The organism is Pseudomonas parakoreensis, from assembly GCF_021602155.1.
Taxonomy (GTDB): Bacteria; Pseudomonadota; Gammaproteobacteria; order Pseudomonadales; family Pseudomonadaceae; genus Aquipseudomonas; species Aquipseudomonas parakoreensis.
This window is the reverse complement of the sequence record NZ_BQHY01000003.1, coordinates 182346-198141: the sequence shown is the minus strand read 5'-3', so window position 1 is coordinate 198141 and position 15796 is coordinate 182346. Positions and strand designations below refer to the sequence as shown.

Here is a 15796-nt window from a genome sequence, read left to right as displayed (position 1 = left end):
GACTTCTACCTTTCTTAAAGCGACGAGTATTTCTTGCGCAGACGCTGACGAATCAGTTCCGCGAGGGTGTTCATGACGAAGGTGAACAACAGCAACACCAGCGCCGAAAGGAACAGCACGCGGTAGTGGCTGCCGCCGACTTCCGACTCAGGCATTTCCACCGCGACGTTGGCGGCCAGGGTGCGCAGGCCTTCGAACAGGTTCATTTCCATGACCGGGGTGTTACCCGTGGCCATCAGCACGATCATGGTTTCGCCGACCGCACGGCCCATGCCGATCATCAGCGCCGAGAAAATGCCCGGGCTGGCGGTGAGGATCACCACGCGGGTCATGGTCTGCCACGGCGTGGCACCGAGCGCCAGGGAACCGAGGGTCAGGCCACGCGGCACGCTGAACACGGCGTCTTCGGCAATCGAGTAGATGTTCGGGATCACCGCAAAACCCATCGCCAGACCGACCACCAGAGCGTTGCGCTGGTCGTAGGTGATGCCCAGGTCGTGGGAGATCCACATGCGCATGTCACCGCCAAAGAACCAGTTCTCCATGTACGGGCTCATGTACAGCGACAACCAACCGACAAACAGAATCACCGGAATCAGCAGTGCACTCTCCCAGCCATCCGGGACTTTCAGGCGGATCGATTCAGGCAGGCGACTGAAGGTGAAACCGGCCACCAGAATGCCGATCGGCAACAGCATCAGCAGGCTGAAGATGCCCGGCAGATGCCCTTCCACATACGGGGCGAGGAACAGACCGGCGAAGAACCCGAGGATCACCGTCGGCATCGCTTCCATCAGCTCGATCACCGGCTTGACCTTGCGGCGCATGCCCGGGGCCATGAAATACGCAGTGTAGATCGCAGCAGCAACCGCCAGCGGTGCCGCCAGCAGCATCGCGTAGAACGCGGCTTTCAGGGTACCGAAGGTCAGTGGCGAGAGGCTCAGTTTCGGTTCGAAATCGGTGTTAGCCGCCGTCGATTGCCAGACGTATTTAGGCTCGTCGTAGTTCTCGTACCAGACCTTGCTCCACAACGCGCTCCACGACACTTCCGGGTGCGGGTTGTCGAGCAGCAGCGGTTGCAGCTTGCCGCCCGCCTCGACGATCACCCGGTTGGCGCGCGGCGACAGGCCGAACAGGCCCTGACCTTCGGCCACCGGCTCGACCAGCAACGTGCGGTGCGCGGTGCTGTGGAACACACCGAGCTTGCCGCTGGCATCGAGGGCCACGAAGCCCTTGCGACGCTCTTCGGCAGTGATTTCAACGATCGGCGTGGTGCCCATCTGGAAGGTACGGATCTGCTTCAGGCGCAGTTCGCCATCGGTATCACGGGCCATGAACCACTGGGCCAGGCCACCCTTGGAGTCACCGATGATCAGCGAGATGCCACCCACCAGTTGCGTGCTCGCGGTGACCTCTGCGTCAGCGTTTTCCAGCAGTTTGTAGCGACCGTTGAGGCTCTTGTCGCGCAGGCTGAACACGTCGGCCTGGGCGCGCCCGTTGACCACGTACAGCCATTGTTGGCGCGGGTCGACGAAGATGTTTTTCACCGGCTCGGTCATCTGCGGCAGTTCGATACGCTTCTGCTCGTTGGTGACTTCGCCGGTCATCATGTTTTCTTCGCTGGTCAGCGACAGCACATTGAGTTGCGCACCGGTCGAACCCACCAGCATCAGCGTCGAATCGGTAGCGTTGAGGCTCACATGTTCCAGCGCCCCGCCGCTCTCGTTCACCGCGATCGGCGCTTCGCCGTACGGGTATTCGATGGCCGGGGTGATGGTTTTCTTGCCATCGGGATAGCTGACTTTATAGGTGTGACGGAACACCAGCGCCTGGCCATTGGACAGGCCCACCGCTACCAGCGGATGACCTGGCTGATCTTCGCCAATGGAAGTGACGGTCGCGCCAGCAGGAACCGGCAGATCGACGCGTTTCAATTCAGCGCCACTGTCGATGTCGAAGAACAGTGCCTGGCCCTTGTCGGAAACGCGCATCGCCACCTGATTCTGCTCTTCGAGCGAAATCATCAGCGGCTTGCCGGCGTCCTGCATCCAGGCCGGGGTAATGGCATCTTTCGCGGTCAGGCTGGCACCCTGGAACAACGGGGCAACGACGTAGGCGAGGAAGAAGAAGATCAGGGTGATGGCTGCCAGCACCGCCAGCCCGCCAACGAGGACGTACCAGCGGGTGAAGCGATCCTTGAGCGCGCGAATGCGGCGCTTGCGTTGCAACTCAGGCGTATTGAAGTCAATGCGCTTGGGAGGGTTCGTAGTCATTTTGGAATTGGCCAGATCATTCATGCGCACACCCTAGCGATCCTGTATGACAGAAAGATGACAATGCAGTGACGCAGCAAATCCGCCGCCAGCAGGGCACTGGCAGTGGATAAAAGAATTCGGGGAGTGTGGGGCGAACTTGCTCGCGAAAGTGCCGGTTCTGAAGGCCCCTTCGCGAGCAGGCTCGCTCCCACATGAGTCAGGCGGGGTTTACCCCTGACTCAGTTTGTTACTTTTTTGCGACTTCAGCGCCGCCTTCCTGCAGACCCAGGTCAGCCAGTGCTTTTGCAGCAACCTTGGCTGGCAGTGGGATGTAGCCGTCTTTCACCACCACTTCCTGGCCCTGTTTGGACAGAACCAGTTTCACGAACTCGGCTTCCAGCGGGGCCAGAGGCTTGTTCGGAGCCTTGTTCACGTAAACGTAGAGGAAGCGCGACAGAGGGTACTTGCCGTTCAGGGCGTTTTCTTCGGTGTCTTCGATGAAGTCAGTGCTGCCTTTCTTCGACAGAGCAACAGTCTTCACGCTGGCAGTCTTGTAGCCGATGCCCGAGTAGCCGATGCCGTTCAGCGAGGAGCTGATCGACTGCACAACCGACGCCGAACCTGGTTGTTCGTTGACGTTAGGCTTGTAGTCGCCTTTGCACAGGGCTTCTTCCTTGAAGTAACCGTAGGTGCCGGATACCGAGTTACGACCGAACAGTTGCACTGGCTTGTTGGCCAGGTCGCCGGTCACGCCCAGGTCGCCCCAGGTTTTCACGTCGGCTTTGGCGCCGCACAGACGGGTGGACGAGAAGATCGCGTCAACCTGCTCCATGGTCAGGTGCTGGATCGGGTTGTCCTTGTGCACGAACACCGCCAGGGCGTCCACGGCCACCGGAATAGCGGTTGGCTTGTAGCCGTATTTCTGTTCGAAGGCCGCCAGTTCGGTGTCCTTCATCTTGCGGCTCATCGGGCCCAGGTTGGAGGTGCCTTCGGTCAGCGCAGGTGGCGCGGTGGCGGAGCCAGCAGCCTGAATCTGGATGTTTACGTTCGGATATTCTTTCTTGTAGTTCTCAGCCCACAGGGTCATGAGGTTGGCCAGGGTATCGGAACCGACGCTGGACAGGTTGCCCGACACACCAGTGGTCTTGGTGTAGCTCGGGATAGCAGGGTCAACAGCGGCGAACGCGTTGGCAGTCGCAACGCCAGCAGCGACAAAAGTCATTGCCGCCATCAAACGCTTCAGTTTCATGCCTTACTCCTAGCAGATAGGGTGTGTTAAGTCGGGGCCAAGTATCAGCAGGCCGTGTGAACACTCTATGGCTGAAATATGACAATTGGATGAAAGGCCAGCATGGGCGCGGCACAAAAAAATGAAACTTTTCCAAGGTTGACAAATCAATACCAAAAGATAGTCTTGTCAACCACGAGAGGGCACCATGATAAACGACCGAATTCGTCGCGCACGCCTGCAACGAGGGCTAACCCTTGATGCTCTGGCCATCCAGCTCGGCGACATAACCAAACAAGCTTTGAGCAAATATGAGAAGGGGTTGAGCACCCCGAACTCCACTCGCCTGCTGCAACTAGCTAAAGCACTGCAGGTCAATCCTGAGTACTTTTTCCGCTCAGAAGCGATACCTTTGGCACCTCTGGAATTTCGTAAGCTGGCCAAGATGCCCAAGTATCGCCAGGCCCAAGTAGAAGAAAAAATTCGAGAGCACCTCGAGCGATACATCGCCCTAGAGGAATGTTTCGATCCCGCAGACATCAACACCCCTGTCACTCCCGCACAAATGATTGCAGTCTCCTCTATTGATGAAGCCGAGCTAGCGGCTGAGGAGCTTCGCCAATTCTGGGGAATTGGCACTGACCCCATTGCCAACCTCACCGAACAGCTGGAAGAGCACAGCATCAAGATTGCAATGCTCAATGGCCCAGACGATTTCGATGGTGCCTGTGCTACAACTGGCGACGGGAAGCATGTCCTAATTGCGTTGAATGCTGATCGCCCAGGCGAACGAATCAGGTTTACTGCCGCCCATGAGCTCGGTCATTGGGTGATGGCATTGCCAGAGGAGATGTCTGAAAAGGATAAAGAAAATTGCTGCCATCGTTTCGCAGGGGCGTTTCTGTATCCAGCCAAAAGCGTTACTGGCGATTTCGGCAACCATCCTCGCACCAGGGTTTATCCACAAGAACTACTGATTGCAAAGCGGCAATACGGAATATCGATGCATGCCGCCCTGAGACGACTGAAGGATCTGAAGCTACTCAGCGAAGGTGGTTATAAATCCCTCACTATTCAATTCAGTGCCAAAGGCTGGCGAAAGTCGGAACCTGAGCCGATGCCGTGCAAACCGCCGCAAAGGTTTGAGTCGTTAGCATTTTGGGCACTGGCAGAAGGGCTGATTACCAAATCCCGGGCTGCCGAACTCTTGCGCAAGCCAGTAAAAGCCCTGGACCCAAGTTTCCTGGGCTCATTGGAGAGTGCATGAGCCTTATCTACATCAGTGATACGAATATCTGGATCGATTTCAGAAATGCCGGATTACTGGAGCAGATGTTTAGATTGCCTTTCACATTGTGTTGTACTGACTTCGTAATGCATGAACTTGAAGACTTCCCACATGACGAATTGCTTGATCAAGGTCTGATAGTCGAATCACTCGATGACGCCAGTGTCATGCGGTTATATGGTTTACGAATCGAACACAACAACAGTTCGCTGGCCGATGTGTCTTGTTACCTGCTGGCACAGCAAACACGTCGCCCTTTACTCACCGGAGATGGCAAATTGAGGCGCCAGGCACAGCGAGACGGACTCCAAGTACACGGAGCTCTTTGGTTACTGGATTTGATGGTTGAACATCACGTCATCGAAAGACTGCATGCAGCAGAAGCCTTGGCCCACATGCTTGAGCATGGAGCTCGACTCCCGGCTAGCGAGTGTGAAACAAGGCTCTCACGCTGGCGAGAGCCCTAAATAGCTGAATCTTTGGATCAGCGCCCCTTCTTCCAGAGCCACGCCCCCACCAGAATCCCCATCGTGCAGAGGACCGCCACATAGTAGGCCGGGCCCATCGCACTCTCTTTAAGCAACAGGCTGACCACCATCGGCGTCAGGCCACCGAAGATGGCGTAGGCGACGTTGTAAGAGAAGGACAGCCCGCTGAAGCGCACCACCGGCGGGAACGCCTTGACCATCACATAAGGCACCGCACCGATAGTGCCGACCAGCAAGCCGGTCAGCGCATACAGCGGGAACAACCAGTTCGGGTGATCGGCGAGGCTGTGATAGAAGGTCCAAGAGCTGATCAGCAAGCCCAGGCAACCGAAGACAAACACACGGCCGGCGCCGAAACGGTCGGCCAGGGCGCCGGAGATGATGCAGCCAAAGCTCAGAAACACGATGGCCAGGCTGTTCGATTGCAGCGCTACTGTCGGCGAGAAGTGATAGACCGTCTGCAGCACGGTCGGGGTCATCAGAATCACCACGACGATACCGGCCGACAGCAGCCAGGTCAGCAGCATCGAGATCGCAATCGCCCCACGATGGTCACGCAGCACCGCACGCAACGGCACTTCCTCGGCCAGCGCCTTGCGCAGTTGCAGCTCGGCGAACACCGGAGTTTCGTGCAGCCAGCGGCGCAGGTACACAGAGAACAGGCCGAAGACGCCGCCGAGCAGGAATGGGATCCGCCAGGCGTAGTCGGACACCTCCACTGGCGTGTAGATGCTGTTGATTGCCGTGGCGACCAGCGAGCCGAGCAAAATGCCGGCAGTCAGGCCGCTGGTCAGAGTGCCGCAGGCGTAGCCGATGTGCTTTTGCGGTACGTGTTCGGAAACGAAGACCCACGCCCCCGGCACCTCACCGCCAATCGCTGCGCCCTGGATCACTCGCATCAGCAGCAACAGAATCGGCGCCCACAGGCCGATCTGTGCGTAGGTTGGCAGCAGGCCCATGATCAGGGTCGGCACGGCCATCATGAAAATGCTCAGGGTGAACATTTTCTTGCGCCCCAACAGGTCGCCGAAGTGCGCCATGACGATGCCGCCCAGCGGCCGCGCGAGGTAACCGGCGGCGAAAATGCCGAAGGTCTGCATCAGGCGCAGCCACTCGGGCATGTCGGCCGGGAAGAACAGCTTGCCGACCACGGTGGCGAAGAACACGAAGATGATGAAATCGTAAAACTCCAGCGCACCGCCCAGGGCCGATAGCGACAGAGTCTTGTAATCATTGCGGGTCAGGGGGCGTGCAGGTTGCTCGGGCTGCGCGAGGCTCGAAGGCGCTGTGGTCATGGCAAGGGCTTCTCTTATAGGCGGATCTACCGCCACAACAACGCTGGCTGTGGCTTGGGCAGGTTCGGCACCATAGCAAATTGTTCGAAAAAGCACATAGAGGCGCGTATTTGCCGGTCAAAATCAGAACCCGATGGTCGTCGCGGAGTCTACCGACCGATATACTCGCAACCTTGCTCCGGTTTGTAGGGGGTTGCTGTGCGAAAACGTCGTTGGCCCGGTTTTTGAACGGGATCAGCCGGTTTCGCAGAGTTTCCCCTTTAGGCGCCTATGGAAAACGTGACGAACGCAGTATGTTCGGTGCTGAATCGTTTTTCCTTAAGACGGCTACCACCAGCAATACCAACGAAGAGTCACGGGTCAGAGGCACCCCCGGCATGATAGAGCTCGAACAAGAAGATCCGATCCCGCAAGGCGACCTGGCCTTGCAAATCACCGCACTCCCGCGCGAAACCAACGGCTTTGGCGATATTTTCGGCGGCTGGCTGGTGGCGCAGATGGACCTGGCGGGGACCGCGATGGCCAGCCGCGTTGCCGGTGGCCGTGTGGCAACCGTGGCCATCGACCGCATGGCCTTTCTGGTGCCGGTCGCGGTCGGCGCGCAATTGTCCTTTTATACCCAGACCCTGGAAATCGGCCGTAGCTCGATCCAGATGATGGTCGAAGTGTGGAGTGACGATCCGCTGTCCAGCGAGTGGCGTAAAGTGACCGAGGCGGTGTTCGTCTTCGTCGCCATCGACGGCAGCGGTCGCACCCGCTCGGTGCCGCCGCGCGCACGTTAAACCTCACCGCGGTTTTGCGGTCGATAGTCGTCCCAAGTGTCTGATCGAGAGCTGTCCCATGAACACGCCCAACGTTGAAGCCGTGAAACTGGATGAACTGAACTGCTGGCGCATCCGCCACGGTCAGGCCGAAGTGCTGGTGGCCCAGCAAGGCGCGCACATCCTCAGTTATCAGATCGACGGCCAGCCGCCGATCATCTGGCTCAATGACAAGGCTGTGTTCAAGACCGGCAAGAGCATCCGCGCCGGTGTGCCGGTATGCTGGCCATGGTTCGGCAAGTTCGAACGCAACCCGCAGAGCGTGCAGGCCATGTACACCGGTGAGCAACCGGCACCCGCACACGGTCTGGTGCGAGCGATGGATTGGGAGCTGGGCGGCATCGAATCAGAGGCTGACGGCGTCAAGGTCGAATTCAAGCTGCCCTACCCCGAAGGTGGCCTGCCGGGCTGGCCGCATCAGGTTGACCTGATCCTGACCCTGCATCTGAATGATCAGTTGCACATCAGCCTGACCAGCCACAACCGAGGTGCCGAAGCCGTCAGCATCAGCCAGGCGCTGCACACTTATTTCGCAGTCAGCGATGTGCGCAACGTGCACGTCGACGGTGTGGACGGTCTGGATTACATCGAGACGCTGGATGAGTGGAAAACCCACAACCAGCAAGGTGACCTGCATTTCGCTGGCGAAACCGACCGCATCTATCTTGATGCGCCACCGCAACTGAGCATCGTCGACCCGGCCTGGGAGCGGCGCATCGTACTGACCGCCACTGGCTCACGCACCGCGGTGATCTGGAACCCGTGGATAGACCGTGCGGCAGCGTTGGCCGACATGGACAACGACGGCTGGCAGCGCATGCTGTGCATCGAGACGGCGAATGTGATGAATGATGTGGTAAATCTGGCGTCGGGTGCGAGCCATACGATGGGTGTCAGCGTCGGTAGTAAACCGCTTTAAGATCAAAAGATCGCAGCCTTCGGCAGCTCCTACAGGGAAACGCATTCCAATGTAGAAGCTGCCGAAGGCTGCGATCTTTTGCTTTAGAGATCAGACTCCTGCACCACCCGCACCTTGTCCGCATCCAGCGCATACGCCGCGTCGGCCAGGTCATTGCTGACCTTCTCGATCTTCAGCGTGCCGGTCACCCACAGCGGCGTGTAGATATCATCCAGCTTCAAGCCCTTGGGATAACGCACCAGCACCAGTTGATTCGGCGGCGGTGGCGGTACGTGGATGCACGCGCCCGGGTATGGCACGAGGAAGAACAGCGTGCTGCGCCCCTTGGCATCGGACTCCAGCGGCACCGGGTAGCCACCGATGCGGATGTGCTTGTCGTTCATCGACGCCACGGTCTTGGTCGAATACATCACCGCCGGCAAACCCTTGGCCTGCTTCATGCCGCCCTTCTCGGTGAAGGTGCCGGTGGCTTCCGGGGAATTGTGGTCGATTTCGGGCATGGCCTCGAGGGCTTTCTGGTCCGACTTGGGCATCAGTTCCAGCCAGTCGGTTTCCGGCAGTTCGCCGGCGTGGGCCAGACCGCTGCCCAGCAAAAGGAGAGTCAACAAAAGACGGCGCATGGAGGTGCTCGGTAAAAGATGCTCGGATAAGGAAGGACGTCGAATCGCCGAGCATTCTAGCCCTCCCTGCCGCGTTGGCAGAGAGGACTTGGTCGCTTGGATCAGTTCTTTTTGATCAGGCCGTAGATCACCAGCAGCACGATCGCGCCGACCAGCGCACCGATGAAGCCTGCGCCTTGACCTGCCTGATAGATACCCAGGGCCTGGCCGCCGTAAGTGGCCGCCAGCGAACCGCCGATACCGAGCAGGATGGTCATGATCCAGCCCATGCTGTCATCGCCCGGTTTGAGGAAGCGTGCCAGCAGGCCGACGATCAAGCCGATAAAGATGGTTCCGATAATTCCCATGGCATTCCCTCTGACACTCAATGGTAGATATGCCAAAGCCTAGTCAGACTTTGGCATCCTGCCATGAGAGAACGGCGAGCCCTGAATGGTTCCGCCGCTGCCAGATGAAACTGTCGTTACTCGGCGATCAGCGCTTCGACCTTGACGATCTGCGCCTGCAGCGTGGCCATGTCGGCGCAGCGCAGGTTGGCGTGACCAACCTTGCGCCCGGCCTTGAAGGCTTTGCCATAGTGGTGCAGATGGCAATCTTCGATAGCGATGACCTTCTCGACCGGAGGAACCACACCGATGAAGTTGAGCATCGCGCTCTCGCCGACCTTGGCGGTCGAACCCAGCGGCAGACCGGCCACGGCACGCAGGTGGTTTTCAAACTGGCTGCACTCGGCGCCTTCGGTGGTCCAGTGCCCGGAGTTGTGCACACGCGGGGCGATCTCGTTGGCCTTGAGGCCACCGTCGACTTCAAAGAACTCGAACGCCATCACGCCGACGTAATCCAGCTGCTTGAGCACACGGCTGGAGTAGTCTTCGGCCAACGCCTGTAGCGGGTGATCGGTGCTCGCCACCGACAGCTTGAGGATGCCGCTGTCGTGGGTGTTGTGCACCAGCGGGTAGAAGCGGGTTTCGCCATCACGGGCACGCACGGCGATCAGCGAGACTTCGCCGGTGAACGGCACGAAGCCTTCCAGCAGGCAGGCCACGCTGCCCAGTTCGGCGAACGTACCCACCACGTCTTCTGGCTTGCGCAAGACTTTCTGACCCTTGCCGTCGTACCCCAGGGTGCGGGTTTTCAGCACGGCCGGCAGACCGATCGAAGCCACGGCGGCGTCCAGGTCGGCTTGCGATTGAATGTCGGCGAAGGCCGGAGTCGGAATGCCCAGGTCCTTGAACATGCTCTTCTCGAACCAGCGGTCGCGAGCGATGCGCAGGGCTTCGGCACTCGGATAGACCGGGACGAATTGCGAGAGAAACGCCACGGTCTCCGCCGGGACGCTTTCGAACTCGAAGGTCACCAGGTCGACTTCGTCAGCCAGTTGGCGCAGGTGATCCTGATCGCCGTAATCGGCCCGCAGGTGTTCGCCCAGCGCGGCGGCACAAGCGTCCGGCGCGGGGTCGAGGAAAGCGAAGTTCATGCCCAGCGGAGTGCCCGCCAGCGCCAACATGCGGCCCAACTGGCCGCCACCGATTACACCGATCTTCATCTCAACAACCTCAGGCAATACGTGGGTCTGGATTGTCCAGGACGCTGTCTGTCTGCTCGGCACGGAAGGTTTTCAGTACCGCGTGGAATTGTGGATGCTTGGCGCCGAGGATGCTCGCCGACAGCAGCGCGGCGTTGATCGCGCCGGCCTTGCCGATGGCCAGGGTGGCAACCGGGATGCCTGCTGGCATCTGCACGATCGACAGCAGCGAATCGACGCCCGAGAGCATCGACGACTGCACCGGAACGCCCAGCACCGGCAGGTGGGTCTTGGCCGCACACATGCCTGGCAGGTGGGCTGCGCCACCGGCACCGGCGATGATCACCTCGATGCCACGGCCCTCAGCCTCTTCGGCGTACTGGAACAGCAGATCCGGGGTGCGGTGGGCGGAAACCACCTTGACCTCGTACGGGATGCCGAGCTTTTCCAGCATATCGGCGGTGTGGCTAAGGGTGGACCAATCGGACTTGGAGCCCATGATCACGCCAACCAGTGCACTCATCGTCGCGCCTCTTCTCTCTGGGCGCCCGCAGGCGCGTCAAAAACAACAAGCCACGCAGGATTGCGTGGCTTGATTGTACGAAAAATGGCCGGACGTACCGGCCGAAGGCCGCGCAGTATACCGCAAAGATGCCAATAAACAGCCCCCGAAACGACCATCTGTCAAATCAGCGAAAGGCCCGGTTTTATTGACTTGAAGGTCAGCGCTCCAGCTCCCACAGGGTTGTTGGGTGGGCTCAGGAAGCCTGTGCAGCGCCGCCCTCAAGTTTGCGCCAGAGCAACCGTACGTTGGCCTTGCGCACCAGTGCGCAGCGGTACAGGCGAATTTCCAGCGGTACATGCCATTGCGGGCCGCCGCAGACCACCAGTTCGCCGCGGGCCAGCTCGGCGCGCACGCTCAGTTGCGGTACCCAGGCGATGCCGAGGCCTTCCAGGGCCATGCTTTTCAGGCTGTCGGCCATGGCGGTCTCATAGATGGTGGTAAAGCGCAGCTGACGCTGACGCAAAAGACCATTTACCGAGCGCCCGAGAAACGCCCCGGCGCTGTACGCCAGCAACGGTACGCTGACGTCACCTTCCAGATCGAACAGCGGCTTGCCCTCGGCATCCGCCGCACACACCGGGAGCATCTCGGTCTGGCCCAGGTGCAACGACGGGAAGATTTCCGGGTCCATCTGCATCGCTGCGTCCGGGTCGTAGAACGCCAGCATCAGGTCGCAGCCGCCTTCGCGCAGCGCGTGCACCGCGTCGCCGACGTTGGTCGCGACCAGCCGTGTGGCAATGTTCAGCCCTTCATTGCGCAGTTGCGCGATCCAGCGCGGGAAGAATCCCAGCGCCAGCGAGTGCGCGGCGGCGACTTGCATCACTTCGCCCTGCCCGCCTTCCAGGTGATGCAGGTGGCGCAGCACTTCGCCGAGCTGTTCGACCACGGTGCGCGCGGTCACCAGAAACAGTTGCCCGGCCGCCGTCAGTTCGATCGGCGTGCGCGAGCGGTTGACCAGCGTCAGGCCCAGCGCCGCTTCGAGGCTGCGGATCCGCCGACTGAACGCCGGCTGGGTCACGAAGCGCCGTTCGGCCGCCTGCGAGAAGCTGCGGGTGGCGGCCAGGGCACTGAAGTCCTCGAGCCATTTGCTTTCCAGATTCATCACGCCCTCCCGGGAACGCACCAAAACAGGTCACACGTCTGCCGCGCAGGCGGCGTCACACGGGCATTATACCGAATGTGCATAGGCCAGTGTTTAACAGCATTGGCCCAAAAAATCCTGTAAGCCTAGCATTCGCAGCGTTCCGGCATAGACCGGGTCCATATCGAGATGATTTCTATCATGTCCTCCGCTGCATCTTTCCGCACAGAAAACGACCTGCTTGGCGCCCTCGAAGTACCGGCTCAAGCGTATTACGGCATCCAGACCCTGCGAGCGGTGAACAACTTCCGTCTCTCCGGCGTTCCGATTTCGCATTACCCGAAACTGGTTGTGGGTCTGGCGATGGTCAAACAGGCCGCCGCTGACGCCAACCGTGAGTTGGGTCATCTGAGCGAAGCCAAGCACGCTGCCATCAGCGAAGCCTGTGCCCGATTGATCCGCGGTGATTTCCACGAAGAGTTCGTGGTCGACATGATTCAAGGTGGCGCCGGTACGTCCACCAACATGAACGCCAACGAAGTGATCGCCAACATTGCGCTCGAAGCAATGGGTCACCAGAAAGGCGAGTACCAGTACCTGCACCCGAACGACGACGTGAACATGGCGCAGTCGACCAACGACGCCTACCCGACCGCCATTCGCCTGGGTCTGCTGCTGGGTCACGATTCGCTGCTGGCCAGCCTCGACAGCCTGATTCAGGCCTTCGCCGCCAAGGGTGAAGAATTCAACCACGTCCTGAAGATGGGTCGTACCCAGCTGCAAGACGCCGTGCCGATGACCCTGGGTCAAGAGTTCCGTGCGTTCGCCACCACCATGGGCGAAGACCTGGCCCGTCTGAAGACGCTGGCCCCGGAACTGCTGACTGAAGTGAACCTGGGCGGTACCGCGATCGGCACCGGCATCAACGCCGACCCGCGCTATCAGGCGCTGGCCGTCCAGCGTCTGGCGCTGATCAGCGGTCAGCCGCTGGTGCCCGCTGCCGACCTGATCGAAGCCACTTCCGACATGGGCGCCTTCGTGCTGTTCTCCGGCATGCTCAAGCGCACCGCGGTCAAGCTGTCGAAGATCTGCAACGACCTGCGCCTGCTGTCCAGCGGCCCGCGCACCGGCATCAACGAAATCAACCTGCCGGCGCGTCAGCCAGGCAGCTCGATCATGCCCGGCAAGGTCAACCCGGTGATTCCGGAAGCCGTCAACCAGGTCGCGTTCCAGGTTATCGGTAACGATCTGGCCCTGACCATGGCAGCCGAAGGCGGCCAACTGCAGCTGAACGTGATGGAGCCGCTGATCGCGTTCAAGATCCTCGACTCGATCCGCCTGCTGCAACGCGCCATGGACATGCTGCGCGAGCACTGCATCGTCGGCATCACCGCCAACGAAGCCCGCTGCCGCGAACTGGTCGAGCACTCGATCGGTCTGGTCACCGCGCTGAACCCGTACATCGGCTACAAAAACGCCACCCGCATCGCCCGTATCGCCCTTGAAAGCGGCCGTGGCGTGCTGGAACTGGTGCGCGAAGAAGGCCTGCTCGACGAAGCCATGCTCGCCGACATCCTGCGCCCGGAAAACATGATTGCCCCGCGTCTGGTTCCGCTCAAAGCCTGAGCCGACGCGTTATTTGTAGCACCGCTCACCAGGTCGAGGGACTAGACACCTCTCACCTTTTGAGGGCTTGGGGATCAGTCCCCAAGCCCTTTTTTTTAACTTCTTTGCGGGCAGGACGTTAAATGTTTTGTGTATTTGATACCGCCAAGATCGCAGCCTTCGGCAGCTCCTACATGATGGATGTAACCCTGTAGGAGCTGCCGAAGGCTGCGATCTTTTGATTTTGCAGCAACTCTCGTTTCGTCGCTTGCACCACGAGCGTGCAGACGGGCGCCGCACTGATCGGTATAGTGCCGCCCCTCTTCGCGTGAGCGGTCGTCGGTAACGAGGCCATAACCCATGCGAAACCCGAACTAATAACAAACCCGCGAAATGGATCCGGGACGAAATCTTCGCCTCACCTGTCGTGCCGCGCGCAAACCGGTGTAACGCGATGTTTCTGAACATCCAGCATTTGCTTACACAAAAAACAGCGAGGAAAAATCCATGCTCGAAGTCATCAACGACTTCCTCTCAGGGAAAGTACTGATCGTGCTCATTGTCGGGCTCGGTAGCTACTTCACGATTCGCTCGCGTTTCGTTCAATTGCGCCACTTCTTCCACATGTTCGCGGTGTTCCGCGACAGCCTGAAAAGCAGCGGCGGGCAACTCAGCTCGTTCCAGGCCCTGATGCTCAGCCTTGCCGGCCGCGTCGGTGCAGGCAACATCGCCGGTGTCGGCATCGCCGTAACCCTCGGTGGTCCGGGTGCGGTGTTCTGGATGTGGGTGACCGCACTGGTCGGCATGTCCAGCAGCTTCTTCGAATGCACCCTGGCGCAGGTCTACAAGCGCGCCGACGGCGACGGCCTGTACCGTGGCGGCCCGGCCTACTACATCCAGCACGGCCTGAAGTTGAAAGGCATGGCAGTGGTGTTCTCGGTCCTGCTGCTGGTCACCTACGGCTTCGCCTTCATCGGCCTGCAGTCCTACACCGTGACCCACTCGCTGCAAAACGCCTTTGCCTTCGACCCACGCCACACCGGGATCGTCCTGGCGGTGCTGCTGGCCATCACCTTCATCGGCGGTATCAAGCGCATCGCTGCGGTGTCCGACCTGTTGGTGCCGGTCAAGACCCTGGCCTATATCGGCGTGACCCTGTACGTGATCGGCACCCAGATCGAACACGTGCCAGCCATGCTGGAAACCATCTTCAAGAGCGCCTTCGGTCTCGACCCGGCCTTCGGTGGCCTGCTCGGCAGCGCCATCGTCATGGGCGTGAAGCGTGGCGTGTTCGCCAACGAAGCGGGCCTGGGCAGTGCGCCGAACGTCGCCGCCGTGGCCTCGGTGAAACACCCGGGCGCTCAGGGCGTGGTTCAGGCCTTCAGCGTGTTCCTCGACACTTTCGTGATCTGCACCTGCACCGCGCTGCTGATCCTGCTGTCGGGCTTCTACACCCCGGGCTTCGAAGGTGACGGCATCGTCCTGACCCAGAACTCGCTGGCCGCCGTGGTCGGTGACTGGGGGCGCATCTTCGTCAGCGTTGCGCTGTCGCTGTTCGTCTTCACCTGCATCCTCTACAACTACTACCTGGGCGAAAACAGCCTGCAGTTCCTCAGCCGCAACCGCGCTGTGCTGATGGTGTTCCGCGGTCTGGTGCTGGCACTGGTGGTATGGGGTTCGATGCAGGATCTGTCGACCGTGTTCGCCTTCGCCGACATCACCATGACCTGCCTGGCCTTCGTCAACCTGATGGCCCTGGCCATGCTGTTCAAGGTCGGCATGCGCGTGATGCGCGACTACGACGAACAGCGCCGCGCCGGCATCAAGCAGCCGGTGTTCGACTCCAGCAAATTTGCCGATCTGGATCTGGACCTGAAGGCCTGGCCGACCGAGGCGCCAGCCGCCGGCAAGACCGCAGTCGAGCCGCAAGGCATCCCTGCAGCGCAACGCTGACAGGTGAATGACGGGCGCATCCCCTGCGCCCGTCAGTTATTGTGATGCAATAACCTGTAGGAGCGAGCCTGCTCGCGATAGCTGTCTTTCAGCCAACATCAATGCTGAATGATGAACCGCCATCGCGAGCAGGCTCGCTCCCACAAGGACCTC

The 15796-nt window shown here is 60.0% G+C and carries 14 protein-coding genes; 6 read left to right on the top strand and 8 right to left on the bottom strand.

All coding sequences use genetic code 11. From position 1 onward, the window contains the following. Positions 1–14: 14 nt before the first annotated feature. Together L6D63_RS05630 and L6D63_RS05625 are read right to left on the bottom strand one after the other, a co-directional pair. Complete coding sequence (locus tag L6D63_RS05630; RefSeq protein WP_174376841.1) at positions 15–2048, bottom strand: ABC transporter permease subunit; 2034 nt, start codon at positions 2046–2048, stop codon at positions 15–17. 454 nt (positions 2049–2502) lie between these two features. Next, positions 2503–3504 (bottom strand): phosphate ABC transporter substrate-binding protein PstS, encoded by a 1002-nt coding sequence (locus L6D63_RS05625; protein WP_034152107.1) that lies wholly within the window; start codon positions 3502–3504, stop codon positions 2503–2505. A gap of 187 nt (positions 3505–3691) precedes the next feature. Here L6D63_RS05625 and L6D63_RS05620 point away from each other — a divergent pair, with 187 nt between their 5' ends. Further along, positions 3692–4750: a helix-turn-helix domain-containing protein gene (locus L6D63_RS05620; RefSeq protein WP_095667991.1), complete on the top strand. Its 1059-nt coding sequence runs from the start codon at positions 3692–3694 to the stop codon at positions 4748–4750. After that, on the top strand, positions 4747–5238 hold the full coding sequence (locus L6D63_RS05615; RefSeq protein ID WP_108184236.1) for a PIN domain-containing protein: 492 nt from the start codon (positions 4747–4749) through the stop codon (positions 5236–5238). The genes L6D63_RS05620 and L6D63_RS05615 overlap by 4 nt, the downstream gene beginning before the upstream one ends. 17 nt (positions 5239–5255) lie before the next feature. Here the strand turns inward: L6D63_RS05615 and L6D63_RS05610 are convergent, their stop codons facing one another. Then, positions 5256–6554 carry an MFS transporter gene (locus tag L6D63_RS05610; RefSeq protein WP_131670758.1) on the bottom strand — a complete coding sequence of 433 codons (1299 nt, stop codon included), beginning with the start codon at positions 6552–6554 and terminating at the stop codon, positions 5256–5258. Positions 6555–6931: 377 nt separating this feature from the next. On the opposite strand from L6D63_RS05610, the gene L6D63_RS05605 reads away from it, so the two are divergent. Both L6D63_RS05605 and L6D63_RS05600 read left to right on the top strand, forming a co-directional pair. Beyond that, positions 6932–7336, top strand: coding sequence for an acyl-CoA thioesterase (locus tag L6D63_RS05605; RefSeq protein WP_003229628.1), 405 nt, complete (start codon positions 6932–6934; stop codon positions 7334–7336). A gap of 58 nt (positions 7337–7394) precedes the next feature. After that, the gene (locus L6D63_RS05600; protein ID WP_047297317.1) at positions 7395–8294 is read left to right on the top strand and encodes a D-hexose-6-phosphate mutarotase; all 900 of its coding nucleotides are present in this window, start codon (positions 7395–7397) and stop codon (positions 8292–8294) included. 83 nt (positions 8295–8377) lie between these two features. Here the strand turns inward: L6D63_RS05600 and L6D63_RS05595 are convergent, their stop codons facing one another. From L6D63_RS05595 to L6D63_RS05575, 5 genes are all read right to left on the bottom strand, one after another. Continuing rightward, positions 8378–8914 (bottom strand): DUF3299 domain-containing protein, encoded by a 537-nt coding sequence (locus L6D63_RS05595; protein WP_007962278.1) that lies wholly within the window; start codon positions 8912–8914, stop codon positions 8378–8380. Positions 8915–9015: 101 nt separating this feature from the next. Continuing rightward, positions 9016–9261 (bottom strand): GlsB/YeaQ/YmgE family stress response membrane protein, encoded by a 246-nt coding sequence (locus tag L6D63_RS05590; RefSeq protein ID WP_003229635.1) that lies wholly within the window; start codon positions 9259–9261, stop codon positions 9016–9018. A gap of 116 nt (positions 9262–9377) precedes the next feature. Then, positions 9378–10460 (bottom strand): 5-(carboxyamino)imidazole ribonucleotide synthase, encoded by a 1083-nt coding sequence (locus L6D63_RS05585; RefSeq protein WP_047297318.1) that lies wholly within the window; start codon positions 10458–10460, stop codon positions 9378–9380. A gap of 10 nt (positions 10461–10470) precedes the next feature. Further along, positions 10471–10962, bottom strand: coding sequence for a 5-(carboxyamino)imidazole ribonucleotide mutase (purE, locus tag L6D63_RS05580; RefSeq protein WP_003229641.1), 492 nt, complete (start codon positions 10960–10962; stop codon positions 10471–10473). 235 nt (positions 10963–11197) lie between these two features. Further along, the gene (locus L6D63_RS05575; protein WP_041071648.1) at positions 11198–12106 is read right to left on the bottom strand and encodes a LysR substrate-binding domain-containing protein; all 909 of its coding nucleotides are present in this window, start codon (positions 12104–12106) and stop codon (positions 11198–11200) included. Positions 12107–12286: 180 nt separating this feature from the next. Here L6D63_RS05575 and aspA point away from each other — a divergent pair, with 180 nt between their 5' ends. Beyond that, the gene (gene aspA / locus L6D63_RS05570) at positions 12287–13711 is read left to right on the top strand and encodes an aspartate ammonia-lyase (RefSeq protein ID WP_041474969.1); all 1425 of its coding nucleotides are present in this window, start codon (positions 12287–12289) and stop codon (positions 13709–13711) included. Between the two features lie 486 nt (positions 13712–14197). Further along, positions 14198–15643, top strand: a complete 1446-nt coding sequence (locus L6D63_RS05565) for an alanine/glycine:cation symporter family protein (protein WP_131670759.1) — start codon at positions 14198–14200, stop codon at positions 15641–15643. The last annotated feature ends 153 nt before the right edge of the window (positions 15644–15796 follow it).

What these genes read in the sequence shown, in the direction of transcription:
- L6D63_RS05630 (WP_174376841.1), bottom strand. Translation starts at nt 2,048, where the DNA reads ATGCAGGACGCCGGCAAGCCGCTGATGATTTCGCTCGAAGAGCAGAAT.
- L6D63_RS05625 (WP_034152107.1), bottom strand. Translation starts at nt 3,504, where the DNA reads ATGAAACTGAAGCGTTTGATGGCGGCAATGACTTTTGTCGCTGCTGGC.
- L6D63_RS05620 (WP_095667991.1), top strand. Translation starts at nt 3,692, where the DNA reads ATGATAAACGACCGAATTCGTCGCGCACGCCTGCAACGAGGGCTAACC.
- L6D63_RS05615 (WP_108184236.1), top strand. Translation starts at nt 4,747, where the DNA reads ATGAGCCTTATCTACATCAGTGATACGAATATCTGGATCGATTTCAGA.
- L6D63_RS05610 (WP_131670758.1), bottom strand. Translation starts at nt 6,554, where the DNA reads ATGACCACAGCGCCTTCGAGCCTCGCGCAGCCCGAGCAACCTGCACGC.
- L6D63_RS05605 (WP_003229628.1), top strand. Translation starts at nt 6,932, where the DNA reads ATGATAGAGCTCGAACAAGAAGATCCGATCCCGCAAGGCGACCTGGCC.
- L6D63_RS05600 (WP_047297317.1), top strand. Translation starts at nt 7,395, where the DNA reads ATGAACACGCCCAACGTTGAAGCCGTGAAACTGGATGAACTGAACTGC.
- L6D63_RS05595 (WP_007962278.1), bottom strand. Translation starts at nt 8,914, where the DNA reads ATGCGCCGTCTTTTGTTGACTCTCCTTTTGCTGGGCAGCGGTCTGGCC.
- L6D63_RS05590 (WP_003229635.1), bottom strand. Translation starts at nt 9,261, where the DNA reads ATGGGAATTATCGGAACCATCTTTATCGGCTTGATCGTCGGCCTGCTG.
- L6D63_RS05585 (WP_047297318.1), bottom strand. Translation starts at nt 10,460, where the DNA reads ATGAAGATCGGTGTAATCGGTGGCGGCCAGTTGGGCCGCATGTTGGCG.
- purE (WP_003229641.1), bottom strand. Translation starts at nt 10,962, where the DNA reads ATGAGTGCACTGGTTGGCGTGATCATGGGCTCCAAGTCCGATTGGTCC.
- L6D63_RS05575 (WP_041071648.1), bottom strand. Translation starts at nt 12,106, where the DNA reads ATGAATCTGGAAAGCAAATGGCTCGAGGACTTCAGTGCCCTGGCCGCC.
- aspA (WP_041474969.1), top strand. Translation starts at nt 12,287, where the DNA reads ATGTCCTCCGCTGCATCTTTCCGCACAGAAAACGACCTGCTTGGCGCC.
- L6D63_RS05565 (WP_131670759.1), top strand. Translation starts at nt 14,198, where the DNA reads ATGCTCGAAGTCATCAACGACTTCCTCTCAGGGAAAGTACTGATCGTG.